Source organism: Oscillatoria sp. FACHB-1407, assembly GCF_014697545.1.
In the GTDB taxonomy this organism is placed as follows: Bacteria; Cyanobacteriota; Cyanobacteriia; order Elainellales; family Elainellaceae; genus FACHB-1407.
Window position 1 is genome coordinate 36823 of sequence record NZ_JACJSA010000014.1, and the last position, 25100, is coordinate 61922.

At 47.9% G+C, this 25100-nt stretch carries 21 protein-coding genes; 14 read left to right on the forward strand and 7 right to left on the reverse strand.

The window, feature by feature from the left end; all coding sequences use genetic code 11:
• Positions 1 to 179 precede the first annotated feature (179 nt).
• The 5 genes from H6G89_RS21340 to H6G89_RS21360 form a co-directional block, all read right to left on the reverse strand.
• Positions 180 to 479: an alpha/beta fold hydrolase gene (locus H6G89_RS21340; RefSeq protein WP_190510136.1), complete on the reverse strand. Its 300-nt coding sequence runs from the start codon at positions 477 to 479 to the stop codon at positions 180 to 182.
• A gap of 171 nt (positions 480 to 650) precedes the next feature.
• Complete coding sequence (locus tag H6G89_RS21345; protein WP_190510138.1) at positions 651 to 1511, reverse strand: helix-turn-helix domain-containing protein; 861 nt, start codon at positions 1509 to 1511, stop codon at positions 651 to 653.
• Positions 1512 to 1801: 290 nt separating this feature from the next.
• Positions 1802 to 2833: a hypothetical protein gene (locus H6G89_RS21350; protein ID WP_190510140.1), complete on the reverse strand. Its 1032-nt coding sequence runs from the start codon at positions 2831 to 2833 to the stop codon at positions 1802 to 1804.
• Between the two features lie 242 nt (positions 2834 to 3075).
• Complete coding sequence (locus H6G89_RS21355; RefSeq protein WP_190510142.1) at positions 3076 to 3645, reverse strand: SDR family NAD(P)-dependent oxidoreductase; 570 nt, start codon at positions 3643 to 3645, stop codon at positions 3076 to 3078.
• A 26-nt stretch (positions 3646 to 3671) separates the two neighbouring features.
• Complete coding sequence (locus H6G89_RS21360; RefSeq protein WP_190510144.1) at positions 3672 to 4040, reverse strand: SDR family oxidoreductase; 369 nt, start codon at positions 4038 to 4040, stop codon at positions 3672 to 3674.
• A 352-nt stretch (positions 4041 to 4392) separates the two neighbouring features.
• Here H6G89_RS21360 and H6G89_RS21365 point away from each other — a divergent pair, with 352 nt between their 5' ends.
• The 14 genes from H6G89_RS21365 to H6G89_RS21430 all read left to right on the forward strand — a co-directional run bounded on the left by H6G89_RS21365 (position 4393) and on the right by H6G89_RS21430 (position 21713).
• A complete protein-coding gene (locus H6G89_RS21365) occupies positions 4393 to 10476 on the forward strand; it encodes an AAA family ATPase (RefSeq protein ID WP_190510146.1) in 6084 nt (2027 codons plus the stop codon).
• Positions 10477 to 10484: 8 nt separating this feature from the next.
• Positions 10485 to 11114 (forward strand): response regulator, encoded by a 630-nt coding sequence (locus H6G89_RS21370; protein WP_190510148.1) that lies wholly within the window; start codon positions 10485 to 10487, stop codon positions 11112 to 11114.
• A gap of 304 nt (positions 11115 to 11418) precedes the next feature.
• Positions 11419 to 11976, forward strand: coding sequence for a DsbA family protein (locus H6G89_RS21375; RefSeq protein WP_190510150.1), 558 nt, complete (start codon positions 11419 to 11421; stop codon positions 11974 to 11976).
• A 522-nt stretch (positions 11977 to 12498) separates the two neighbouring features.
• Positions 12499 to 13353, forward strand: a complete 855-nt coding sequence (locus tag H6G89_RS21380) for an oxidoreductase (protein ID WP_190510151.1) — start codon at positions 12499 to 12501, stop codon at positions 13351 to 13353.
• Positions 13354 to 13403: 50 nt separating this feature from the next.
• Entirely contained in the window at positions 13404 to 14114 is a 711-nt protein-coding gene (locus H6G89_RS21385; RefSeq protein ID WP_190510153.1) for an SDR family NAD(P)-dependent oxidoreductase, read from the forward strand.
• Positions 14089 to 14448 carry an NIPSNAP family protein gene (locus H6G89_RS21390; protein WP_199336854.1) on the forward strand — a complete coding sequence of 120 codons (360 nt, stop codon included), beginning with the start codon at positions 14089 to 14091 and terminating at the stop codon, positions 14446 to 14448. The genes H6G89_RS21385 and H6G89_RS21390 overlap by 26 nt, the downstream gene beginning before the upstream one ends.
• 201 nt (positions 14449 to 14649) lie before the next feature.
• Positions 14650 to 15285, forward strand: coding sequence for a VOC family protein (locus H6G89_RS21395; protein WP_199336855.1), 636 nt, complete (start codon positions 14650 to 14652; stop codon positions 15283 to 15285).
• Positions 15286 to 15472: 187 nt separating this feature from the next.
• Complete coding sequence (locus H6G89_RS21400; RefSeq protein WP_199336856.1) at positions 15473 to 16045, forward strand: DUF6130 family protein; 573 nt, start codon at positions 15473 to 15475, stop codon at positions 16043 to 16045.
• A gap of 18 nt (positions 16046 to 16063) precedes the next feature.
• The gene (locus H6G89_RS21405; protein WP_199336857.1) at positions 16064 to 16525 is read left to right on the forward strand and encodes a hypothetical protein; all 462 of its coding nucleotides are present in this window, start codon (positions 16064 to 16066) and stop codon (positions 16523 to 16525) included.
• A 122-nt stretch (positions 16526 to 16647) separates the two neighbouring features.
• A complete protein-coding gene (locus tag H6G89_RS21410) occupies positions 16648 to 17688 on the forward strand; it encodes a redoxin domain-containing protein (protein WP_190510157.1) in 1041 nt (346 codons plus the stop codon).
• A gap of 24 nt (positions 17689 to 17712) precedes the next feature.
• Positions 17713 to 18663 (forward strand): SDR family NAD(P)-dependent oxidoreductase, encoded by a 951-nt coding sequence (locus tag H6G89_RS21415; protein ID WP_190510159.1) that lies wholly within the window; start codon positions 17713 to 17715, stop codon positions 18661 to 18663.
• A 52-nt stretch (positions 18664 to 18715) separates the two neighbouring features.
• Complete coding sequence (locus H6G89_RS21420; RefSeq protein ID WP_199336858.1) at positions 18716 to 18898, forward strand: hypothetical protein; 183 nt, start codon at positions 18716 to 18718, stop codon at positions 18896 to 18898.
• Between the two features lie 139 nt (positions 18899 to 19037).
• Positions 19038 to 20312 (forward strand): epoxide hydrolase family protein, encoded by a 1275-nt coding sequence (locus H6G89_RS21425; protein WP_199336859.1) that lies wholly within the window; start codon positions 19038 to 19040, stop codon positions 20310 to 20312.
• 24 nt (positions 20313 to 20336) lie between these two features.
• Positions 20337 to 21713 carry a dihydrolipoyl dehydrogenase family protein gene (locus H6G89_RS21430; RefSeq protein WP_190510164.1) on the forward strand — a complete coding sequence of 459 codons (1377 nt, stop codon included), beginning with the start codon at positions 20337 to 20339 and terminating at the stop codon, positions 21711 to 21713.
• 170 nt (positions 21714 to 21883) lie between these two features.
• Here the strand turns inward: H6G89_RS21430 and H6G89_RS21435 are convergent, their stop codons facing one another.
• Both H6G89_RS21435 and H6G89_RS21440 read right to left on the reverse strand, forming a co-directional pair.
• Complete coding sequence (locus H6G89_RS21435; protein WP_190510165.1) at positions 21884 to 24145, reverse strand: CHASE2 domain-containing protein; 2262 nt, start codon at positions 24143 to 24145, stop codon at positions 21884 to 21886.
• A 148-nt stretch (positions 24146 to 24293) separates the two neighbouring features.
• Positions 24294 to 25085 carry a DUF928 domain-containing protein gene (locus tag H6G89_RS21440; protein ID WP_190510167.1) on the reverse strand — a complete coding sequence of 264 codons (792 nt, stop codon included), beginning with the start codon at positions 25083 to 25085 and terminating at the stop codon, positions 24294 to 24296.
• Positions 25086 to 25100: the final 15 nt, after the last annotated feature.

The following is a 25100-nucleotide window of genomic DNA, read 5'->3' on the forward strand; positions in this document are numbered from 1 at the left end:
TTCGCGCCTATCCGATCGAAGTCCCCTGCGCGGACTGGATGCATCCAGGTTTTCTGTAACCCGCGTCGGCGGGTTTTGTTCTTATAGCGTTCGACTGAGCTCACGCCGAAGTCTGCGATTTCAATCGCCAAGCATCAAAGATTTGTCAGGCAGTCAGCGGTATGGGACTTTGAAAAACATTATGAACTATTGCACAGATGCTGAATGAATCTTGGTTGGATCACTAACGCTTCCTCCAAAGCATCATTTGGTTGCTCAACATGTGGTAAGTGTCCACAACAATCAATGAGTGTAAGTTGAGCATTGGGAAGCGGTTGAGACAAGCGTTTGCCCCATACCGATGATGTAAGCTGATCACTTTGTCCGTGAATTAATGATGTTGGCATGGTGAGTTCAGACAGGCGATCGCCCAAGTCATCTGCATCTTGACCAATCGATTGAATCGTCTGGTATTTGGTATAACCATCATTGATTAACATCTGCTGTGCGAATTGTTGATTGATTGCATGTTCAGTTACAAAATTGCGATCGTTATAAAATAGAGAGTGAACTGCTAAGACAGCATGAGCGTAGTGTAAGCTGGCTCTTGTAGAAAAGTCTTGTAGATTTATGCTCCCTCTTGTAAATTCTGGCGATTTTTTGTAGACGATTTAGAGGCGATCGCGGTATTGTCGCGGGGTCAGCATTGTGTGCTTACGAAACGTATGAGTGAAATGGCTCTGGTCATAAAAACCCAACTGCTGACCGACTTCAGCAATTGCAAGTTGTGGGTTCGATAGAAGCTTTCTAGCTTGTTCAATTCGGCATTTCATGACATATCGATGAGGAGGCATTCCGGTGGTTTGTTTGAACCGCTTGCCAAAATGATGCGGACTCATACTCGCAACCTTGGCTAAGTCAGCTAATTCTATTTCTTGTTCTAAATGGCTTTGAATGTAATCTATGACCCGCTGCAACTTAGCTTGCGGCAAATCTTGAGGAGTGTTGGGATTGCGAACGGTAATTGTGCAATGCTGACGTAACAAATGAACCGCTAACACATTTTGCAGCGATTCAACGTAGAGCTTGTTAAACAGAGTACCGCTATTCAATTCTGCGATAAATGCTAGCGCAAGTTGTTCTAGAAACGGGTCACGAGTTGCAAATCGATCGATTAACTCAATTTGCTGGGGTGGTTTTTCAAAACTCTCGATCGCCACTTGTTCAAGGTGTGAGGGCGGTAAATAAATTTCTAACAGCTCAACCTCTCTGTCCCAAAGCCACTCAGGAGCGTGCTGAGCAGGTACAAATGTAAGCCCACCCGGATAAGAGGGGCTTCTCATCCATTTACCACCCTCCAACCGCCGTTCTAAATGATCAGCATTAGCAATATGAAAGATGATGCAATGGTCTGGTTGTCTAGAATAAACAACGCGATCGGGAGGTGGTGGACTCACATCTCGACAGACTCGAAAACTATTCCATGTCAGCTCTATCGGTTCATCAGTCAGTTGCTTTAAGGACGAAGGCATATGTTGCTCTTAAAACTTGATTGTGGAGTTAGTCATTACGTTGGCGATGATTAGACGATTTGGATGTTGTGAATACATTACTTCAAGGGATACTTAACTTTTGCGCCGCAGTCTATCACATTCTTGTCGCCTAGAAATTCATATGATCTACTCAGTATTAAATGTCAAACCCCTACGGCTCTTGATGGGTTAATCACAAATGACAAGTTTTGTTGGATTCGTCCGCAGAAGAAGGTTGATGACAAGGTGCGCTTTACGCTTGTTCCCCTGTTCAACTTTCGGGAACCACTTCATACATCTAAAATCTGCTTGATTCTATCTTTGGTTTCACAAGCTGCTTTTCTAAGTTCCTCGTGGCTTGATCTTTGTAATCGCTCTAAACCATTGTCAATCTCTTGATCACCTGGATAAATCACGTGAGCAAGGTTCTTGACAGCAAGAAGTTGGTGCTTAGGCGTTCCTTCATATAATTCACGCAACACATAATTGCGATAAATACTTAAGTAATGATTGCTGAACTCAAGAGCACACTGACACAGCGATCGCAACTTCTGCCGCTCGGCTTCTCCATCTGGGATGAGATAGTACCAACGATTTCGACACTGTTCATACATCTGCTCAACTAGAGGTGTCCATTGATCATTGATGTGCGTCTTATATAGTTGAACGGCTTCTCTCTTGCTATCGACATACTGCTGAGTTTGGTAAGCCACTAGTGCTGTTGCGATCCATCCCACAGTTGCAATCAACCATTTACTACTTGGACGCTCAATGCCATCAGCACAAGGAATTGTCTGGCGATCGTACCCATAAAACTCTGCTTGAATGTCTGGGTAATTCAGAGGGAAAACTAAAACTTCTGTTGCGCGTGTAACCATTAGGGATGCTTGAGGTGCTCTCATTGCCCACCTCACCCAGTCATCGGAGGCAAAGGTTGGGATTTGGTCACGAATATCCTCACCGTAAAGAAATTGAGTGGAATTTTTGAAATTTAAGGCAATCCCTGCATTTTCAGCTTGATGAAGATCAAGTTCGGCACCAGGTTTGATTTCCAGAAGCACAGGGCTGATTTGGGCACACGATTGACTGAGACTTACGGCTGTTATGGCTTCTACTGGGCTACTAAATCTCTCTTTGAAGATGACATACATATCGAGGTCACTATTCGTAACCGTGCTTCGGTTCCCAAAACTACCCTCTAGATAATAGCCCCGAATTCGGCCTAAAAAAACTTTTTCAAATACACCAATCACGCCCTGAAGAATCTGATTGATTTTGGGATGCTCAGTGATATAGGCAAGCGTATATAGTTCAGTACTCATGAGATGTCCATTCTTGATGACTCTGCCAATCCTAACTGAACTGTCATTACCCCACCAACTATCTCGATCTGCGTCTATACAGTAACTTTCTATTTGTCGTGTAGACACATTGGTGTCGTTTAAGGAGTAAAACTAAACCTGGCTTACTTTTCAGCCTATAGTCAGCGTGGCAATTCTGATAATTTAAACGTTAAGTTTCTGAGTGAACTTTCTCTGCAATTTTGTAATAGGGAGGATTTTGCTCAATGGCATGAATTTGTCTTGATGTCCTTTAATTTGGCACTGTACAACCGTTTCGACAAACTTTTGGTGAGATTTAAGACTGCACATTTTGCCGCTGTGTAGTCAGGCATCATGGCAAACGGTTGTAATAATTGAGCACTCGCAATATTGATGATGCGTCCCCATCCCAGCGTTTCCATGTGAGGTTTCAACGCATTGATCAGACGGACAATCACCAGCACAACACCGTCATACATCTGCGCCCAGTTCTGATCATTGACATCATCCCAGGTTTCGTAATAGCCAATCAGCCCAGCATTGTTGATCAGAATATCCACTCCACCAAACGCATCACGGGCATCCTTCGCAACCTGTTGAGCGGTAGTGACTGAGCCGAGATCCCCAATGACCACAGCGGCTTTACCTCCCTCTTCTCGAATATCTGCGGCAACGGCTTCAGACCGATGGCGATCGCGGTCATGCACAATCACATAAGCACCTTCGCGGGCAAGGGTTTTAGCAATCTCAGCTCCCGTTCCTGTACTGGAACCTGTGACTAACGCTCGTTTGTCTTTGAGTTGTAAATCCATTGAATTTTTCCGGTAATCGCTGTTGATTAATGAGTAGCTGCCGTCGTTCCTGCGCCATACACCTCGCCACCATCAGCAAGCAGAGTAAAACCTGTCATGAATAGGGCAAGGTCGCCAGCGGCAAACGTCATCACACAAGCAATATCATCGGGTTCAGCTAAACGTTTTGCAGGGAACGTAGCTGTAAATCGGTCGCCAATGGAACCCCCTGTTTGAGCATCAACCCGTTCCATTACAGACAGCATTCCGGGCGATCGCGTCAATCCTGGAACCACGGCTAAAACGCGAATATTATGTTGAGCAAACTCGATAGCTAACGCGGCGATTATGTGCCAGGGGAATAAAAATAGTAACCCCTTTTTTTGCAGAATTTTACGCTTGTGGTGCCGCGCCACGAAGTTGAAAGATACACCATTCTCTATGAACGTACAACAACTCAGAACGGACGGACAGCGTTACCGCCTTGCATATTCCAGACACGCAGCGTACTATCGATCCATCACAATGGCTACTGGCAAGCCATAGGACACAACTGGCTTGCCAAATCTATTTCCCAGGGTTACGAAGATATTCTGTAAGACATTTGAAACCTGAGCCAAAGCTTCTTGGAGTCCGTCAGTAGGGGAGGATTAGCTTCGGAGGAATTAAATCGTTGTCTCATTGGTTGACTGAATTTCTTATTCTCATCCCCCATGCAGTTCATGTCATTAACAGCATGACTCACGACTTTCATGTGAACAGAGTTTTATGATTGTCTTATCTGGAATTACGATCCAAAGCAAGATCTATGAGAGCTCGGCATCTTTGGTATATCGGGGATTTAAGGAGGAAGATGGTCAGGCGATCGTCATTAAACTGCTCAAGCAAGATTATCCTTCTCCTCAAGAATTAACGCGCTACAGGCAAGAATATGCCATTACCCGGTTTCTAGATGTAGAAGGCGTAATCAGAGCTTATAGTCAGCAGGACTATCAACGTACACTTGCTATTCTTCTGGAAGATTTTGGGGGGGAGTCCCTAGAGTATTGGATACGGCAACGCCCAGAAGCTTTCTGCCCCATGCCTGTCTCTAATTTTCTTCCTCTTGCCATTAATCTCAGCAGCATTTTAGGCAAAATTCATGCGGCGGGTGTGATTCACAAGGATATTAATCCTGGCAACATCGTTCTCAATCCAAATACTGGCGTTGTTAAAATCATTGACTTTGGAATTGCAACTCAATTCAACCGCACCAATCCTACGTTCAAAAGCCCGCATGTATTGGAAGGTACCCTCGCTTATCTCTCTCCAGAGCAGACCGGGCGGATGAACCGTTCAATTGATTACCGTACCGATTTTTACTCGCTTGGAGCGACGTTTTACGAATTACTCACCGGACAAGTGCCGTTTCCAACAACAGATATTCTTGAACTTGTCCATTGTCATCTTGCCAAGCAACCGATTCCGCTACATGAATTTGAGACTGTAGGGCGTGGGGTGTCGAGAATGGGGGATGAGTCATCATTTGTAGTGAATGCAATTCCCAAGGCAGTTTCGGATATTGTGATGAAGTTGATGGCAAAGAATGCAGAGGATCGCTATCAAAGTGCTTGGGGAATTAAAGCAGATTTAGAACGTTGTCTGTGTCAACTTGAAGCAACAGGATGGATTGATGATATTCAACCAGGTCTACAGGATGTTTCCGAGCAGTTTCACATTCCCCAAAAGCTGTATGGGCGTGAAGTGGAGATAGCAGCATTATTAGCAGCGTTTGACAGAGTAGCAGAGCAGGAGAGTGCAGGAGTAGAGGAGTATGGGAGTAGAGGAGTAGAGGAGCAATCTAACATTCCCCTCTACCCTTCCACCCCTCTACCTCTCCAACCTACCCATAGCAAGTTAACCCTGGTCTCTGGCTATTCTGGTGTCGGCAAGTCAGCGTTAGTACAAGAACTTTATAGACCGATTACAGCAAGGCGTGGGTATTTTACCTCTGGTAAATTTGATCAGTTGCAGCGTAACATTCCCTACAGTGCCATTGTGGATGCCTTACGAAAACTGGTGCAGCAACTGTTGAGTGAACCGGATCAGCAAGTACAACGGTGGCGATCGCACCTCCTCAATGCGCTGGAAAGTAACGGGCAACTCATCATTGATGTCATCCCTGAAGTAGAGCTGATTATTGGTGAGCAACCCCCTATACCAGAAGTTGGGGCAGCAGAAGCTCAGAATCGTTTCAATCGAATCTTTCAGCAATTTATTCGGGTGTTTTGTTCCCAGGATCATCCACTGGTCATCTTTCTGGATGATTTGCAGTGGATTGACTCTGCTACGCTGAAGTTAATTGAGCTGATGCTGCTCGATGAGCAAACTCAAGCCCTGTTTCTAATTGGAGCTTATCGTGACAATGAAGTTACTGCTATCCATCCACTAGCATTGTCATTGGAAAACTTACGAAAGCAAGGGGTCGTACCTCATAATATCGTTCTATCCCCCCTAACGCTGGAACCACTGAATCAATTAATTGCTGAGACACTACATCAAACTGTTGACACGGTTGCTTCTTTAGCCGAGTTAGTGTTGCATAAAACCGAGGGCAATCCCTTCTTTGTGGGTGAATTTTTGCGATCGCTATACAGTGAAAATCTCTTAAACTTTGATCTTGAACAGCGAAACTGGCAGTGGAACATTGCTCAAATTGAAGCTCAGAACATCACCGATAATGTAGTGGAGTTGCTGCTGTTCAAATTAAAGAAACTATCAGAAGACACTCAGCAGCTACTTCAATTAGCCGCCTGCATTGGAGCTGAGTTTGATTTAGAGACATTGGCGATCGTATCGAATCAATCGCCTCAAACAATTTTCCAGAACTTATTCCCAGCAGTACAAACCGGACTCATTCAGCCTCTCTCTGAATTAGATGAGAACTTGTTAGTTCAAGAGTATAAGTTTTTACACGATCGCGTTCAGCAAGCTGCTTATGCTCTCATTGATGAGTCGCAGAAACAAGGGGTACATCTGCAAATCGGTCGCGATTTACTCGAAAGGACGTTGCCAGAACAACTAGCAGAGCGGTTGTTTGAAATCGTTGACCATCTGAATTGTGGAACCGAATTAATTACGGATCAATCTGAACGGAGTAAGCTTGCCGAACTGAATTGGCAAGCTGGTCAGAAAGCGATGGCAGCGATGGCTCATGAAGCTGCTTTTAAGTATTTCAATACAGGGCTTAAACTCCTTGATGTAGAGAGTTGGCAGCGTGAGTATAACCTGACGTTAGCGTTGTATTCAGAGGCAGCGGAGGCAGCATACCTCAGTGGTCACTATGACGAAATGGAGCAGCTCGTAGACGTAGTACTCAGCCATGCAAAGACAGTGCTTGACACCGTGAAAGCTTACGATAGCAGAATTCAATCATGGCTATCTAGGGGAGACCCGAAAGAAGCCCTGAAAGCTGGCTTGAAAGTGCTGCAACGCTTGGGAATTCATTTAATGGAATCTCCCAGTCAGTTAGATGTTCAAGCTGGATTAGAAGAAACCGCTTCACGGTTGGCTGGACGGGAAATCGAAGATTTGATTGATCTGCCAGAGATGACTGAACCTCTACCACTGGCAGCAATTTACACATTAGTCAGCACCGTGGGTTCAGCTTTTAATGTGAAACCCGCTTTGATGGTGCTGATTGTTTGCAAGATGGTCGATCTATCGATTGCCCATGGAAACGCGATCTGGTCAGTTCTGGGTTATGCTGCCTATGGCATGATGCTCTGTGGCGTTGTCCAAGACCTTGAGCTGGGTTATCGATTTGGCCAACTATCCCTCAATTTAGCGAAGCGATTGAATAACAAGAGAGGGAACTGCAAAGCATTACTGATGGTGAATTTCCATATCATTCACTGGAAAGCTCACCTTAAAGAGACATTCCCTAGTCTAGTGGAAGCTTATCAAAGCGGGATAGAAAGTGGAGAGTTTGAATTTGCAAGTTATTGTGCATTTAGCCTCTGTTATTGCCCCTTTTTTGCAGGACAAGAACTAACCGAACTGGAGCAACAAACCGCGATTTATCGGAAAGCCACTGCTCAAATTAGACGAGAGACTGCTGCTACCTGGCTCGCTATGTTGCAGCAAACGATCCTGAACCTGCAAGGGCAATCTGAAAACCCAAGTCACTTAGTGGGGTGTCTCTATGACGAAGAGCAAGCAATAGCACAGGCGATCGCTGCCAAGGATGGAACGAGTCTTCACTACTTTTATTTGAATAAACTAATTCTATGCTACCTGTTTGGGGAATATGAGCAGGCGGCACAAACGGCTATTTTGTCAGAGCAATATTTAAGTGCAGCCACAGCATTAGTTTCTGTACCTCCATTTCATTTCTATGACTCCCTAATATTTTTGAGCTTATGGGCAAATGCTTCCGATGCTGAGAAGGAAAATTGGCTGAATCGCGTTAATGCCAATCAGGAGAAGATGCAGACATGGGCACACCACGCCCCCATGAATTTTTTGCATAAATTTCAGTTAGTTGAGGCAGAGAAAGCGCGAGTTTTGGGTCAGTTTTTTGAGGCAGAGGAGCTTTATGAACAAGCCATCCAAGGGGCTAAGGAAAATGAGTATCTTCAAGAAGAAGCATTAGCCTATGAGTTGGCTGCCAAACATTACTTGGCTCGTGGTCGAGAAAAGTTTGCTCAACTCTACATGAAGGAAGCCCACTACTGCTATGAGCGGTGGGGCGCAACTGCAAAAGTCAATGATTTAGAAACTCGCTATCCACAGTTTTTTCCTCAATCGCTGAATGTGGCTCCTATACCAGTTCGTACCACTACTGGAACGATGTCTAACACCTCACAGGTCGCTTTCGATTTAGAAACCGTGATACGAGCATTCCAAGCCATCTCTCGTGAAATTGAACTGGAGCAGTTGCTCCGTTCGTTGATGCAGATCTTGATTGAGAATGCTGGCGCACAAACTGGATTCCTGATTCTTGAAGAATCAGGAGAATGGACAATCGAAGCGACTTGTGAACTCGTTGATGGTGAGCAAGGTTGCACTACACAAGTACTGCAATCAGTTCCAATCGCAAATCGCTTACCTGAATCAATTGTTCATTATGTGATTCGCACGCATGAATCTGTCATCTTAAATGATGCAACTCGTGAAGGTAATTTCATTAATGAGCCCTATATTCAGCAGAACCAGACTCAATCCCTTCTTTGTTTGCCACTGTTGAATCAAAATAAGCTTGTTGGCGTGCTGTATCTAGAAAATCAATCAGTAACTGGGGTATTCACAGCAGAGCGATCGCAACTCTTGAATTTGCTCTCGACTCAAGCGGCGATTGCGATCGAGAATGCCAAACTATACTCAGAGCAGCACGCTAGCAAAAGTCGAATGACTCAATTTTTAGAAGCAATTCCAATTGGAGTTGCAGTTGTGGATGCGGTGGGTCGCCCTTACTACTTCAATCAACAGGCCACTCAGCTGATCGGCAAAGGGGTTATTTCTTCTGTAACAATGGATCAACTGACAGAGACATATCAAGCCTATATAGCTGGAACGAATCAAAAATATCCTACTGAACAACTCAATTTATATCGGGCATTGAGAGGTGAACGCACAAGAACAGATGATTTAGAAATTCACCGAGACAACACCATCATTCGACTCGAGATTTGGGGCACTCCTGTTTTTGATGAACAGGGCAATGTCGTTTATGGAATCGTTGCCTTTCAAGACATTACTGAGCGTAAACAAGCAGAAAAGCTGTTGGCTGACTACAACCGCACCTTAGAGCAACAGGTCGCAGAACGGACAGCCGCTTTAGTGAAAAGCGAAGCTGAACTACGCCAGGTCTACGATGAGCTTCGCTTACGAGAAGAAGAATTACGAGTGATTACAGACGCTCTACCCGTTTGCATCACCTATGTCGATGCCAACCAGCGTTATCGATTTGCCAACCGTACCTATGAGGAATGGTTTCACCGTAGTCCAGGTGAGATTCTGGGTAAGCATGTTCGCGAAAATTTGGGTGAGGCGTCTTATCAAGTGGTTCAACCCTACATCGATCAAGCACTGGCAGGGCAAATCACAACCTATGAGGCAGAAATTCCGTGTGTGTTTGGCAAGAAATATATCAGTAACTCCCTTATCCCTGATATCGATTCTAATGGTCAAGTGAAAGGATACTATGGTTTGATTGCCGATATTAGCGATCGCAAACGTGCTGAGGATTCCTCAATTTTGGAAGAGCGCAACCGTATGGCACGAGAAATTCATGATACATTGGCACAGTCCTTTACTGGCATTCTGCTGCAAGTAGGAGCGGCGACACAGCTGCTGTCTAATGATTCGGAGACAGACTTAGCACATTTGGAAATACTGGAAATCATTGATGAGCTAGCCCGCACTGGGCTAGCTGAAGCGCGTCGCTCCGTGGCGGCTCTCCGTCCTCAGCTGTTGGAAGAAGGTAATTTACAGGATGCTATGGAACGTCTTGTTAATCAAATGCGAGTAACTGCTAATACTACTCTGATTTATCAAGCCCAGGGTGAGGCCTTTCCTCTGCCAGCTGAAGTAGAAAATCATCTACTCCGAATTGGACAGGAAGCATTAACCAATGCCATGAGATATGCAAATGCAAGCGAGATCTTAGTTGAGTTGATGTACAACAGCACCCAGTGCCTTTTACGGATCAAAGATGATGGACAAGGCTTTGGGGTTGGTAGTATCTCATCAGGTAGTGGTTTTGGTTTGCTAGGTATGAGTGAACGGGCAGAGCATATTGGCGCACAATTGACGATTCAAAGTCAACCTGGACAGGGAACAGAAATTACTGTCATTGTTAATCGAGCGTGAGAATGACGATGAAACAATCTACTTCGATTCGTGTTCTGATTGCTGATGATCATGCCATTATCAGGCGGGGACTGGCGACCATCATCAACCATGATTCAGAAATGACCGTCATTGCTCAGGCGGAAGATGGTGATCAGGCGATCGCCCTTTATCGTGAACACCAACCTGATGTCACCCTCATGGATCTACGCATGCCCAACATGGGAGGAGTTGAAGCCATTACTGCGATCTGTGCCGAATTTAAACATGCCCGAATTGCTGTGCTCACAACCTACGATGGGGATGATGATATTTATCGTGGCTTGCAGGCAGGTGCTCAGGGCTATCTACTTAAAGATGCTAAACCCAGCGAGCTTTTGAATGCTATTCGCGCCATTCATAGCGGTGAAAAATATATTCCACCCGCTGTTGGAGCAAAATTATTACAGCGGATGAGCAATCCAGAGTTAAGTGAACGAGAGTTAGGGGTGCTCCGTTTGATGGCACAGGGAATGAGTAATCAAGTAATTGGAACGACTTTAAGTATCAGTGAAAGCACTGTTAAGGCACATGTGAATCGTATTTTGAGCAAACTGGGAGTGAATGACCGTACTCAAGCCGTGATTATTGCCATTAAGCGTGGAATTGTTAATTTGTAGGTGTACTTAAGTGAGTTTCAAATTCCAACTTTAGTTGTAGTCAATCTTAGCCAAGAGATGAACTAGACATTCATCACTCGATCATACAAAATTGTCGCCCTGATATGGACGACAAGAAAGAAGCCAATGTCTATATTGATATCTATAGCAACCGAAGAGTTGGTTGGGACGAGGTGCAGGGGTGGAATCCCTGGCTGGGAGCGTAGCCCCTAAACCCCCTTGTATTAACTGTCTCGACAGTTGCTGTATAAGTGCTGAAGCAGTTAGGTTGTAAGGTTTATGTTTGCCTTAAACAAACTCAAAGATGACTTACAACTACTTTAATAGCTTTCTAGCTATACCACCTTCAGAGCATGATCATCATCATGGTCTGTTGAATGCCGCTGTAGTGCTCGTTATGTATGGAGATTATGAATGTTTTCAGAGTGCAACTGTCTATCGATTAGTTAAAGCTGCCCAGCAAAAGCTGAAAGCTTCGCTAGGAGATCACAATTCGTGTTTTATCTTTCGTCATTTCCCTCAGCTGCAAATTCATCCTCATGCTCAGCGAGCAGCGGAAGCAGTGGAAGCAGCTGCAACTCAAAATCAATTTTGGCCAATGCATGAGATGTTGTTTATTCATCAACAGGAGTTGGCAAATGGCTTTCTGGTAGAGTATGCCCATCGTCTAGGGCTGGACATTCCTCGTTTTTTGCAAGATTTGTCTGAAGGAATTTATGTTGATCGCATCATTACAGACATTCAGAGCGGATATCGAAGTGGAATAGAAGCTGCACCAGCTTTGTTTATTAAAGGGGTTCGTTATCACGAGCGTTGGACGATTGAGCAATTGATAGCAGCTATTGTGGCAGCAATTGGTTAACGTTTTTGATGTTTATCCCGATGAAGGTTTCCATGGGCAGCTTTCATAACTTCAACTAGTTGTGGAGACATTGCAACTCAGTGAAATCTTTAACAGTTGAGAAAAGATAATGCAATTGATCATTGAGGGCGATCGCGATCTAAGCATTACACAAGCGTTTTACATCGGTGAGGACACAGATAAAATTCGTACACAACACCCTCGAACACAACATATCTAGAAAACCTTGTGTAGAGCATCCCGTTCTAGTCAGCGTTTCGCAAAACGTCGCTACAAAATTCATGTATTGGATTAGCAATACCAAGATATCCGTTCATTTTATCCCGACTCTTTATACATCGAAGCTCAATTCACTGGAATTTTGAAAGCCCATCAGGGCACCCATAATTCAGTCACGCTTCAACTCAAAGAACTTGAGTGGTGCGGATTGAGCAAGCACAGAAGAATGAAATTAACCGAGGTGGGTAACAAGCTCATCGACCTAAAGCCAACACTAGACAACAGCTAAAACGAGAACACCCGATGAAAACGCAAAAAGTATGGTTCATTACCGGAGCCTCCAGAGGCTTTGGGTTCGAGATTGCTAGAGCAGCCCTGGAAGCAGGCGATCGCGTCGTAGCAACAGTTCGTAGTCAGCCCGGACAACTCGCCGCCATTTTGGATAATCACCCGGAACTGGATGTAGTGCAGATGGATGTCACCCAGGAAGACGAGGTAAAAGTGGCAGTTAAACGAGCCATTGCCCGTTTCGGTCGGGTTGATGTCTTAGTCAATAATGCCGGGTATGGCATGGTAACGGCGATCGAAGAAGCCACAGATGCCGAAGTTCGCAAACAGTATGACACCAACGTGTTTGGGCTACTGAACGTGACTCGTGCTGTGTTGCCGTACCTGCGTCAGCAAAAGTCTGGGCACATCATCAATATCTCATCGTTGTTTGGCTACGATGCCATTCCAGGTTGGGGATTATACGGCTCTACCAAATTTGCGGTTGAAGGTCTTTCAAAAGGGCTGGCGGTCGAATTGGCACCGCTCGGCATCCACGTTACGGTAGTTGCTCCTGGTCTGTTTAGCACCGACTTCCTCAGCACTGACTCCTATGTTACGGCTAAAACCATCATCGCCGATTACCAGGAAACCGTAGGACCGATGCGGAGTGGAGCTGATGCGCTACACGGCAACCAACCCGGTGATCCGAAAAAGTTTGCCCAGGTGATTCTCCAAGTTGCCAATACGGATCATCCTCCGCTGCACTTACCTGTCGGAAAGGACGCGATCGGGATGTACCAAAACAACGCTGCAAAAGTAGCACAGGACATCGAAGCCTGGTTGCCCGTTGCGACCAGCACCGACCATGACCACCGTGTTGCGGCTTAGCCATCGCCTGACTTGCATCATTTGCCCATTCATTCTAAAGGAGCTTTACCATGAGCACTGAACAAAAAGTTGCTGTAATTACTGGCGCGTCGCAAGGGATCGGCGCAGCTCTTGTTAAGGCATACCGCGATCGCAACTATCGAGTGGTCGCCATCTCACGCTCAATCGAGTCATCTGACGATGATGGAGTCGTGGTGGTGTCCGGTGACATCGCCGATCGCAAAACGGCTGAGCGTGCAATCATCGAAGGCGTAACGCGATTTGGGCGCATCGACACCCTTATCAATAACGCTGGCATCTTCATCGCCAAACCGTTTACTGAATATACCGAAGCAGACTATGCGGCGTATCTAGGTACCAACATTGCTGGCTTCTTTCACATTACACAATTGGCGATCGCTGAGATGGAGAAGCAAGGCAGCGGTCATATCGTGCAGATCTCAACTAGCCTGGTGGACAACCCGATGGCAGGTGTACCCTCTGTCCTCGCATCACTCACAAAAGGTGGACTGAATGCCGCAACCAAATCATTGGCGATCGAGTATGCCAAGCGCGGGATTCGGGTGAATGCGATCGCACTGGGTATCATCAAAACGCCCATGCATCCCCCTGAGACTCATGCTCAGCTTGCGGCTCTGCACCCAATCGGTCATATAGGCGAGATTTCCGATGTTGTTGATGCCATCCTCTACCTCGAATCCGCCAACTTTGTAACGGGCGAAATCCTTCACGTCGATGGTGGACAGAGTGCGGGGCATTAAAGGCATGATCTACGAATTACGCATTTATCACGCCATGCCTGGACGGCTACCCGCGTTGATTTCGCGCTTCCAGAACCACACATTAAAGATTTGGGAGAAGCATGGTATCCGTCAGGCTGGATTTTGGACAACGCTGATTGGCGAGAGTGAGAGTAATCAACTCACCTACCTGCTCGCCTGGAATAACCTGGCTGAGCGTGAGGAGCGATGGAACGCATTCCTCGCTGACCCTGAATGGATTGCGATCAAAACTGAAACCGAGAAGAACAGTCCACTGGTGCAGAACATCAGCAATGAGTTGTTAGCACCAACCGCTTTTTCCTCAGTGAAGTGACGTTTAGGAGAACACCCAGTTAAGTCGCGTGTTAACTCAAACAACTTGAGTGGTGTGAATGGGGCAATTACCCCGCAGGGGGAACTGCTTCGCATCGCAGAAGAATGAAAAGTAACCGAAGTAGATATTCAACTCACAAACCTAAAGGAGATCAAGATGAATACCAATCCTGTCAACAGTCCCGACCTGAAACTCGAAGTCGTGATATTCAGCGTTTCTGATGTTGAGCGCACAAAGGCATTCTATGAAAATCTTGGCTGGCGATTCGACATCGACGTGGTAGAAGGTGACTTTCGCGGCGTACACTTTACACCGCCCAACTCAGATGCCTCAATTCTCTTCGGCAAGGGAGTCACTCCGAACAATTCTGGCTCCGTGCAAAACCTGGTTCTCGGTGTGGATGACCTCGATGCTGCCCGCGCAGATTTGATTGCTCGTGGTGTCAACGTCAGTGAAATCTTCCACTACCCTGGTGGTCCTTTTAACAACACTCTAGAGAACTCCCGTGTTACTGGGCGCGACCCGCAAGGTCGTTCCTACTTCTCCTTTGCTTCCTTTGAAGACCCGGACGGAAACCTCTGGCTACTCCAGGAAATCACAACGCGGATTCCGGGTCGTCTATGGGACACTCCACAAACCGACGTTGCCACCCTTGCCACCCTCCTCCGCGAGACGGCAGAGCACCACGATCACTACGAGAAGACTCACGGTGAGCATGACTGGTGGGACTGGTACGCACCCTATCTAAGTGCTCGTCAAAATGGCAGCAGCCCAGAAGAAGCTGCCGCCATAGCTGATCGCTACATGGAAGAGCTTTTGCCCGTTCTTTCGAGATGATTCGGCGGAATGTTTAGCCTGAGTCACGCAACGGACAGTCATGTTTCAGAAATGTTTCAGATCTGTTGCTACTAACCCCCACTGTCACCGTCCCCCTTGGCAAGGGGGACTACAGGGGGTCTACGGAGGCTATCAAGAGGTTTGGAACATTATCAAACGAACCATTTTGCAGCCAAGAGAAAACACGATGCCTAAACTAAACAAAGTACGCTACACAATCAAAGCTCGCACCATAAGTACTTTCGTCCTACTCTCAGGGCTTCTCGCCATACTCTTTGTAGCAGTAGTGTTACTGGCACCGCCCGATCGCGTGTTGGCGCAGCAATCGGCCCAGGCTAGCGCACAAGCCCAGGTCATGACCGTGGCAAGCGCGAGGGATATTCGCGGCCCTTCACCCTACATTGCGATCGAGAATGAACCCGCACCCAAGCTAATCGTCGATCCCCCGCTTCCCGAAGGGTTGGTTCAAGGGGTCTACTGGGCGCAATATCGGGTGGAGAACTTGCGTATCGTACCTGTATTTGGAGCGAGTGCTGTCCAGGTCTCTCCACGGGCTGGGCACCTGCACGTCATCGTCGATGATCTGCCCTGGTGGTGGGCGGATGCGAGTGACAACAACACAGTTGACATCGCGAACCTGCCGCCTGGTCAACACAAGGTACGGATCGAGTTAGTTGACCCTAACCACAATATCTTCCCCGGACAGGTGGTGACGCAGACATTCACTATACCTGGCTACGAGAGCGCACACCTGCACTAACGGAACCAGAGAAAGATCATGTTTGAAAAAATCAACCATCAACGCCGCCGCTTTTTGGGCATTGCGGACTCACCCATTGGACTCGCCGCTTGGCTCCTGGATCATAATGATGCGGGCGGACAACCAGCCGCAGCGGTCGTCGAGGCTTTGACCCGGACTACAAGCCCCACAGGCGAACTGACACGAGACGAGATCCTGGATAACATCACGCTCTATTGGCTGACAAATACGGGAGTCTCTGCGTCCCGTCTCTATTGGGAATATAAGGGTGGCTTTTTTAACACCAAGGGCGTATCTATTCCAGTGGCGGTGAGTGTCTTTCCCGGTGAGCAATATGAGGCTCCGCGAAGTTGGACTGAGCGGGCTTATCCCAATCTTATCTACTACAACCGTGTGGAGAAGGGCGGACACTTCGCAGCCTGGGAGCAGCCCATGATCTTTACTCAGGAACTCAGGGCGGCGTTTCGATCGCTGCGCTGAACCCCATATTAGAGAGAACCGTCAAAGTTCTCTAATTCCCTGAACCTATCCGAACGCAACAACAGGGAGGTCAGCACGTGCCAAAAAAAATTAATCATAATCGTCGCTACTTTCTAACAACTATGGTTAAAACTATCGCTGCCACCCAGCTTGGCATGATTGGCTGCACCACACAGCACACTACAACAACGGCTGAATTACCGATTGAAGGTGAACTACCTTCTCTGGACGGAGCGATCGCCTGGCTCAATTCACAGCCATTAACCGTTGATGAACTGCGTGGAAAAGTTGTGCTGATCAACTTCTGCACATATACCTGCATCAATTGGCTACGCCAACTCCCCTATGTCCGCGCATGGGCTGAGAAATATCAGGATCAGGGACTCGTTGTCATCGGTGTACATACGCCGGAGTTTGAATTTGAGAAGATTACCAATAATGTCCGCCGAGCTTTGGCAGACATGAGGATTGCCTACCCGATCGCGATGGACAACGATTATGCGGTGTGGCGTGCATTCGGGAATCATTATTGGCCAGCCCTGTATTTTGTAGACAGGCAAGGACGGATTCGGCATCACCAATTTGGCGAGGGCGACTACGAGCGATCGGAACGGGTGATTCAACAGCTATTGTCTGAGTCTGGAGCTAATCCTGTCAGCCAAGATGTGGTGGAAGTCGATGCTCATGGTGTTGAAGCTGCCGCCGATTGGAACAGCCTGAAATCGCCTGAAAACTACCTTGGCTACGAGAGAACAGAGCATTTTGCGTCTTCTGGCGCAGTGATCAACAAGCCTCGTTCGTATACTGTCCCCGCACAATTGAGACGTAATCAGTGGGCACTTTCTGGCGATTGGACCATTGGACGACAAGCCATTGTCCTGAATCAGTCCGGTGGACGGATCGCATACCGCTTCCACGCCCGCGACCTGCATCTGGTTATGGGCCCGGCTGAGCAAGGAACATCCGTACGGTTTCGCGTGTTCATAGACGGACAACCAGCCATTGCAACTCGTGGACTTGACATCAATGATCAAGGCGAAGGCACGGTTACTGAACAGCGGTTATACCAACTGATTCGACAGCCCCAGCCGATTAGCGATCGCCAGTTTGAGATCGAGTTTTTAGATGCTGGAGTGGAGGCGTTTGCGTTTACGTTCGGTTAATCACGCCATTAAAAGGTAAATAATATGACAAAGACATCCACACACGACAGCCCCATCCTCGTGACCGGAGCGGCGGGCGATATCGGCGGCATTGGTCGCCATCTCACTGCCATGCTGCTCGACAAGGGTTATACCGTACGCGCCCTGGTTCGACGGGAGGATGAACGCGCTGAAAGGCTGCGCCAGCTTGGAGCTGAGGTTGTGCAGGGTGACTTGACTGATTTGGACTCAATGCACCGGGCGATCGCAGGTGTCACTCGCATCTATTTCGGAATGTCTGTCTCTCCAAGTTATTTGGAAGCAACGGTCAATGTGGCTGCGGTGGCACGGCATCACGGGGTCGAAGCCTTCGTGAATATGTCGCAGATGACGGTAACGCAAATGAGCATCACAGCGACTACTGACAGCCCACAGCACAAGTTGCATTGGCTGGCAGAACAGGCATTAGCGTGGTCGGGACTGCCGGTTGTAACAGTGCGACCGACGGTTTTCCTCGAAGGCTTTTTTCTGCGTCTTGCTGCGGCTGGTGTGCGAGACAACGATGAACTGGCACTGCCGCTGGGGAACAGCAAGACCTCACCGATCTCGGCTGTTGATGTAGCACACGCTGTATCCGTGATCCTCGACGATCCTGCCCCGCACATTGGTCAGGTTTACAATCTGACTGGATTTGAATCAGCCGATTTGAACCACTACGCGCATATCTTTTCCGAAGCACTCGATCGCCCGATTCGCTATCGCGACGTGCCACTCTCTGAATGGACTGATACACTTCGCAAGTTTGGGGTACCAACGCACCTCGTCAATCACCTTGCCGTGATGGCTGAACTTCACACGCAGGGGCGATATGACCGCATGACAGATGACCTGTTTAAGCTCACTGGCAAGACGCCGACGAATATGTACGACTTTGTGAAATTGCACGCTGCTGAATTCACCCAAAGTCAAGTCGCGGCTCGGTCTAGCCGCAGGTGAACCGCAGTACGACGAGCTTGAGACGCGACTCGCTACATTCCCCCTCATTACCGTGCCCACCATCACGCTTGAAAGTGATGCCAACGGCGCGCCACACCCCGATAGCAGTACCTACGCCAGCAAGTTTACCGGCAGATACTCACATCGGGTCATCAACGGTGGTATCGGGCACAATCTGCCGCAGGAAGCACCACGGGAGTTTACAGAGGCAGTCATTGAGGTAGATGGGTATTGATGGGGCTTAGTCTGAATCGTGAAACGAACCATTTGCAGTAACGAGAAAACCCATGACCGAATTGAAAAAAGTACGCTACAGAACTAAAGTCTGCACTGCAAGTGTCTTCGTTCTGCTTTCGCGATTTCTGGTCGCGCTCTTGGCAGCAACGGTTCTGCTGGCACTGCCCGTTCACGTGCTGGCGCAGCAATCCGCTCAAATCAGGGCACAAACTCAGGTTGTTTCTGAGGCGATCGCAGACAACGCTATCCACCCCTTCCGTGTCCAGGTTCCACAAGAGTTGATCGATGATCTCCACCGTCGCCTCGTGATGACACGCTGGCCCGATCAGGAGACGGTTATGGATCGATCGCAGGGTGTGCAACTGGCGACGATACGGGATCTGGTAGACTACTGGCAAACGGACTACGACTGGCGAAACGCTGAAGCGAAGCTCAACGCCCTGCCGCAGTTCATGACCACGATCGACGGTGTTGACATTCACTTCATCCACGTCCGCTCCCGCCACCCCAATGCGCTGCCGCTAATCATGACCCACGGCTGGCCTGGCTCAGTGTTCGAGCTGCTCAACGTCATCGAACCCCTCACCGATCCCACGGATTACGGAGGGCGTGCAGAGGACGCATTCGATCTCGTGATCCCGTCCATACCGGGCTTTGGTTTCTCTGGCAAACCAATGGGCACTGGCTGGAGTCCCGATCGCATCGCCCGCGCCTGGGATGTCTTGATGAAGCGACTGGGATATACACGCTACGTATCCCAGGGTGGCGACTGGGGTGCGATCATTTCCGATGCCCTTGCCCGTCAGGCTCCTCCAGGTCTGCTCGGCATCCACGTCAACCGACTTGAACGCGCAGCGACCCTCCCACCGAATGTGGCAGAGGCATTGACCAATGGGCAGCCTGCCCCAACAACCCTGACGACTGAGGAACGAACGGTGTTTGATCAGATCAGGGACTTTTACAAGACAGGCAATGGCTATGCAGCGATTATGGGCACACGTCCGCAAACGATTGGATACGGACTCTCGGATTCACCAGTAGGACTAGCAACATGGATCTATGACAAGGTTGCTGACTGGGTGTTCACTCGCGGTGAACCAGAGCGATCGCTCACCCGCGACGAGATACTGGATGGCATCACACTCTACTGGCTAACGAATACTGGTACCTCAAGTGCGCGGATCTACTGGGAAAATAACGCCAACAACGTTGGTGCATTCGAGATCTCAATTCCCGCAGCAGTAACAATTTTTCCCGGCGAGATCTACCAGCCACCTAAAAACTGGGTAGAGCGAGCCTACCACAACCTCATCTACTATCATCGAGTGGATAAGGGCGGACACTTTGCAGCATGGGAGGAGCCACAGCTTTTTTCTGAAGAGGTTCGTGCTGCGTTCAGGTCACTGCGTTAGTTCAAGCTATCAACAGAGGTAACGATGGAAACAGCAGATTTGATTGTCATTGGCAGTGGTCAGGGTGGAGTTCCACTTGCGGCTGACTTTGCCAGAGCCGGTAAGAAAGTTGTCTTATTTGAGCGGGATGCGTTGGGTGGCAGTTGCATCAACTACGGCTGTACACCGTCTAAAGCCTTTCTAGCGGCTGCCCATGCCGCAGGTCGTGCCAGACAAGCGGCAAAGCTCGGCATCCACGCGCAAGTTGAAGTCGATTTTTCTGCGGTGATGGAGCGGGTACGTGGCATTCGCAGCCAGTTTAATCAGGGAACCCAACAGCGATTAGAAAGTGCAGGGGTTAAAGTCGTTTGTGCTGAAGCCACGTTCACGGGAGAGCGAACGGTGAGCGGAGGTGGGGTAACCGTGCAAGCTCCGATTATTGTGATCAACACAGGCACATCCTCCACCATTCCTGACATTCCCGGTTTGGCAGGAACACCGTATCTCACCAACCGCAATTTCTTTGATGTGCAGCAGATTCCGTCCCGGTTGCTGGTGGTTGGCGGAGGCTATATTGCTCTGGAGTTGGGGCAGGGAATGGCACGGTTAGGTAGTCAGACTGAATTGATTGTGCGGGGCGATCGCCTACTCGCTCAAGAAGAATCCGAAGTCAGTGCAGTGCTGTTGGATGCATTCAAGCAAGACGGAATTGGAGTGCATCTCAAGACAACCGTGAAGCAGGTTGATTACACGAACGGTGTGTTTACCCTGACTCTGAGTAATGGGGCGGCACTAGATGGAGACGCATTGCTGATTGCAACTGGGCGCAAACCAAATACAGCCGCATTAAATTCTGCGGTGGCAGGTGTTGAACTAGATGCCCAGGGGTTTGTCAAAATCGATGATCACTTTCAAACAACTTCCCCTGGAATTTATGCGATCGGAGATGTGGCTAAACAGCCTGCGTTTACCCATGTGGCCTGGGAAGACTACCGCCGCTTAAACGCCATTCTCTGTGGGGAACAGCGAACCCGTAGCGATCGCGTCTTAGGTTATGCCGTCTACACAGAACCGCAAGTGGGTCGCGTGGGAATGACGTTAGAGCAGGCTCAGAGACAGGGTATCTCTGCTCGCGAAGTCACCCTGCCAATGGCTCATATCGCCCGTAGCATTGAGTGGGGACACGATCTGGGGTTCTACAGCATGGTTATTGACACCCAAACGAATCTGATTTTAGGCGCAACGCTGGTGGGATACGAAGCAGCTGAACTGGTGCATGTCTTTTTGTCATTAATGGAAGCAAAAGCGACGTGGCAATTACTTGAACAATCGGTTCACATTCACCCAACCTATGGTGAAGCATTACCCAGTCTTGCAAGGCTACTGATTGGAGAGGATATGCCAACTTGTCCCAATATGTAAGCAAAGATTGGCTCATGATTACTGTGAATAAAGGTGGTGTTCCAAACCTGTTGATAGCCTCCGTAAGAATCGCCTGTAGTCTCCCTTATCAAGGGGGACGACGACAGCCGGGGATCAATAGCAACAGATCTGAAACACTATCCCTCAGTATCTATTCCCATTCCTAAAAGCTACTCCCGGTTCACAATGACAACGACTTCTGTACCTTGTCCCGGTTGGCTATGAATAACTAACTCACCCTTCATCTGCTCAACCCGTTCACTCATTCCCAAAAGTCCAAATCCTTCATTAGGTGGAATTTGGTTAATGTCAAATCCCTGACCATTGTCTTTGACTCGTAATACACACTGTGGCTCCTCACAAACAAGTTCAACTTGAATTTCAGTCGCGTGAGCATATTTAATGGCATTGGTTAATGCTTCCTGCCCAATCCGAAGTAAGTGATTCTCTACATCGGGTGCTAATGAGTAAGCCGTGCCAATGATGTTACATGTGAGATCTGTATTAGTAGACGATCGCATTTGAAGCGTTAATTGCTTGAGAGCACTAAATAAGTCTCCCTCTTCTAAAAGTTTGGGACGTAGTGCTGCTACTGATCGCCGAGCTTCAGCCAGCCCAGTCCGCGCCAACTCTTCTAACGTTTCCAAATGGGTTTGTGCTAAAGCAGGTTTCTTCGTAATTTGTTCAGCGGCAGCTCCGACATGCAGCAAAATACCTGTAAATGCTTGGGCTAATGTATCGTGAATTTCACGCGCCATGCGGTTGCGTTCCTCTAAAATTGAAGCTTCTTCGGCTCGTTTGCGATCGCTAATGTCTTGTCCAATACCGATAAATATGCAGTCAGTGAGTTGAACATTTGTCCATGTTGTGTCTACCCAATGCTTATCTTTAGTTTTGATTTTGAGATCTAACCAGTTGCCAGTTGCAGATAACATATGGTTTAAGATTTGTTGTTTTTGCTCTAAGTCAGAACAACATTCAGCAATCAAATCAATGTAGTGTAAGTCTGTGGTTGTCCATCCCAAAATGTGCTCACACTGCCGATTCACAAATTCAACCTTGCCCGCTTCATTGTAAAGCGTAATCATCACAGGAATGTGATCCACGATCGCTTGCAAAAGCTGTTTCTGTTGACTCAGCGTATCTTCTGCCTGTTTTCGTTCAATAATCTCTTGCTGTAGTTTTACAGTTCGTTCTTCTACTTTCTGCTCCAGGTTGCGGGCATATTCCTTCAGGTTTTCCCATAATAGGTAGCTATTGCTTGTGATAGCAGAGCCAATGAGGGCTAACAGCGGAGGAATAATAATGACCCACCAACCTGCTAGAAACAGCCCATAGGCACTAACAAACAGAACAAGTCCCAATACAAAAACTCTAATTGTGGTTTGGCGAGGCGATCGCGATGTCCATCCAATAACTGCCCCAATCGTAGACCAAAGCACAATCCACAGCGATTCCAATAAATCTGACCAAACCTTCAACAAGGGGCGACCATCCAAAGCTGCACTGAGCAATTGACTGGTTAGCAATGCATGAACTTCAGCACCTGACGGTGCTGCAATTGAGTCAGCCGTGTAAGAGATGAAAAATTTATCTTCGATACTCTCCGCCGTGATTCCAATTAAAACAATGCGATCGTGCATGAGATTGTTGGGGACATGACCCTCCAACACATCGGTCATTGAAACGGTGCGAAAATGATTTGGCAGTTTAGGGAAGTTTGACAAAATCTGATATCCACCTGCATCAACGCCAACATAACCGCCATCGTTGGGTTGCAAGGATGTAAATGTGGTTCGACCTAAGCGAAACTCTCCTTGACTGGCGTTCAATATTTCTAACTCAATGCCCTCACCTTCAAGATAGATAAAGGCGAGTCGTGCGCCTAAAGTTGCGATCGATTGTCCATCTTGGTTAGTTAAGTACACCAAACTGCGGCGAATGGTGCCATCGGTATCCAACAGGAGATCACTGGAACTAATTTGATTACGCTGCTCTAACACGGGTGTTGCTTGAATCACTTCACCTTGAGCCGTTTCGATGACCTTCTCAACTCCAATCAAATTAGGAGTCGAGGTAAAAACGTTAAGCAGTTCTTGATGACCGGGTTCGACAGGTAAATCTCGAAAAATGTCTAATCCAATCACTCTAGGCTGTTGCTGTTTGACAGCCAAAATTAACTGAGCCAGCACTGCATCAGACATCGGCCACTGTCCCATCTGCTTGATATCTGACTCATCGATCGTAACCAGAACAATTCGTGGATCAGCTGGTTCAAATGGGCGCAAGCGAAACATCTGGTCAAGTGCCGCTAACTCCATTAGCTGGAGTGCCCCTGCAAACCGCAAAATCAGCAATCCTCCAGCAACACCTGGAACAGTTAGTAAAACACCGCGCCATCGCCGAATGGTTTGGTTCAAGGTTGTCCACATAGGATAAATGCGATCGCTTAGTATAACTCGTCGTAAATAAGGGTGGGAATTCGGGGTGCAGGGGTGGAACCCTTGCCTGGGGACACAGCCCCCACACCCCCTGGTTTTATTTCCAAACCCTATCTGTGAATAACAGTACTTAGCAGAGTTATCTGGATCTGGCTGAATTAATCTCTATCATGGTATCCACCCCTTCAGAGTTCAAAAACTCACGCCATGCTGCATCGATCTCCGGGTCATTGGGTTGGTTGCGCTTCAACTCAAATAGAAGATTGAGGGCATCATACCAAATGCCATCCTCCTGATATAAGGCAATGCGCTGCCTGATAGGGGTTTGTTCAATTTGACGTAGACGTACCGGATCAAGCGCAGTTCGTTCTATGTTACTTATGACAAATTGATCAGCCATGCGACGGTTTGGATTACAGATAATAGCGAATACCCACATATAGGGTCTGCCAACCTCTAACGGCTCTGTTTGATCTGGCATCGGAATGCTGACGATATCAGGCGTATGAGTTAAGGGAATTGTAGTTCGATAAATGCCGCGTCCGTCTCGGGTACTGAGGCTAAATTCCGCAGTTTCAGCACTGGTTCTAGGCACATATACCAGAAATGTCGGACGCGCTTCGAGTGTTAAGCCTGTCCCAGTCATTGGGCTAAGGGGGATCAAGGGCAGGCTAGTTGTTTCTGAAATCCCGTCTTGAGGGCACGCATTCGAATTGCGGCGTCCCCCGGCTACTGAGCTACCTGGATTTCGCCGTGGAGGGGGAGAAGCCGTTTGATTGGGGGTCTGGTGAGAGGCTACACGTTGTTTACCTTCATGTTGCGTTGTGGCAGTGCCAGGAGCCATTGTGATGATGCTGAGAGCGATCGCCAGTTCCGAAGCCAGGGCAACGCCAATAGCGATAGAGCGTAACAGAGATTTGATGTAGACCATAGTTTTTAAAAGGTG

Bases quoted from the DNA above. Each gene is read 5' to 3' on its own strand.
- H6G89_RS21340 (WP_190510136.1), bottom strand. From the start codon at position 479: ATGTTAATCAATGATGGTTATACCAAATACCAGACGATTCAATCGATT.
- H6G89_RS21345 (WP_190510138.1), bottom strand. From the start codon at position 1,511: ATGCCTTCGTCCTTAAAGCAACTGACTGATGAACCGATAGAGCTGACA.
- H6G89_RS21350 (WP_190510140.1), bottom strand. From the start codon at position 2,833: ATGAGTACTGAACTATATACGCTTGCCTATATCACTGAGCATCCCAAA.
- H6G89_RS21355 (WP_190510142.1), bottom strand. From the start codon at position 3,645: ATGGATTTACAACTCAAAGACAAACGAGCGTTAGTCACAGGTTCCAGT.
- H6G89_RS21365 (WP_190510146.1), top strand. From the start codon at position 4,393: ATGATTGTCTTATCTGGAATTACGATCCAAAGCAAGATCTATGAGAGC.
- H6G89_RS21370 (WP_190510148.1), top strand. From the start codon at position 10,485: ATGAAACAATCTACTTCGATTCGTGTTCTGATTGCTGATGATCATGCC.
- H6G89_RS21375 (WP_190510150.1), top strand. From the start codon at position 11,419: ATGACTTACAACTACTTTAATAGCTTTCTAGCTATACCACCTTCAGAG.
- H6G89_RS21380 (WP_190510151.1), top strand. From the start codon at position 12,499: ATGAAAACGCAAAAAGTATGGTTCATTACCGGAGCCTCCAGAGGCTTT.
- H6G89_RS21385 (WP_190510153.1), top strand. From the start codon at position 13,404: ATGAGCACTGAACAAAAAGTTGCTGTAATTACTGGCGCGTCGCAAGGG.
- H6G89_RS21390 (WP_199336854.1), top strand. From the start codon at position 14,089: ATGGTGGACAGAGTGCGGGGCATTAAAGGCATGATCTACGAATTACGC.
- H6G89_RS21400 (WP_199336856.1), top strand. From the start codon at position 15,473: ATGCCTAAACTAAACAAAGTACGCTACACAATCAAAGCTCGCACCATA.
- H6G89_RS21405 (WP_199336857.1), top strand. From the start codon at position 16,064: ATGTTTGAAAAAATCAACCATCAACGCCGCCGCTTTTTGGGCATTGCG.
- H6G89_RS21410 (WP_190510157.1), top strand. From the start codon at position 16,648: ATGGTTAAAACTATCGCTGCCACCCAGCTTGGCATGATTGGCTGCACC.
- H6G89_RS21415 (WP_190510159.1), top strand. From the start codon at position 17,713: ATGACAAAGACATCCACACACGACAGCCCCATCCTCGTGACCGGAGCG.
- H6G89_RS21430 (WP_190510164.1), top strand. From the start codon at position 20,337: ATGGAAACAGCAGATTTGATTGTCATTGGCAGTGGTCAGGGTGGAGTT.
- H6G89_RS21435 (WP_190510165.1), bottom strand. From the start codon at position 24,145: ATGTGGACAACCTTGAACCAAACCATTCGGCGATGGCGCGGTGTTTTA.
- H6G89_RS21440 (WP_190510167.1), bottom strand. From the start codon at position 25,085: ATGGTCTACATCAAATCTCTGTTACGCTCTATCGCTATTGGCGTTGCC.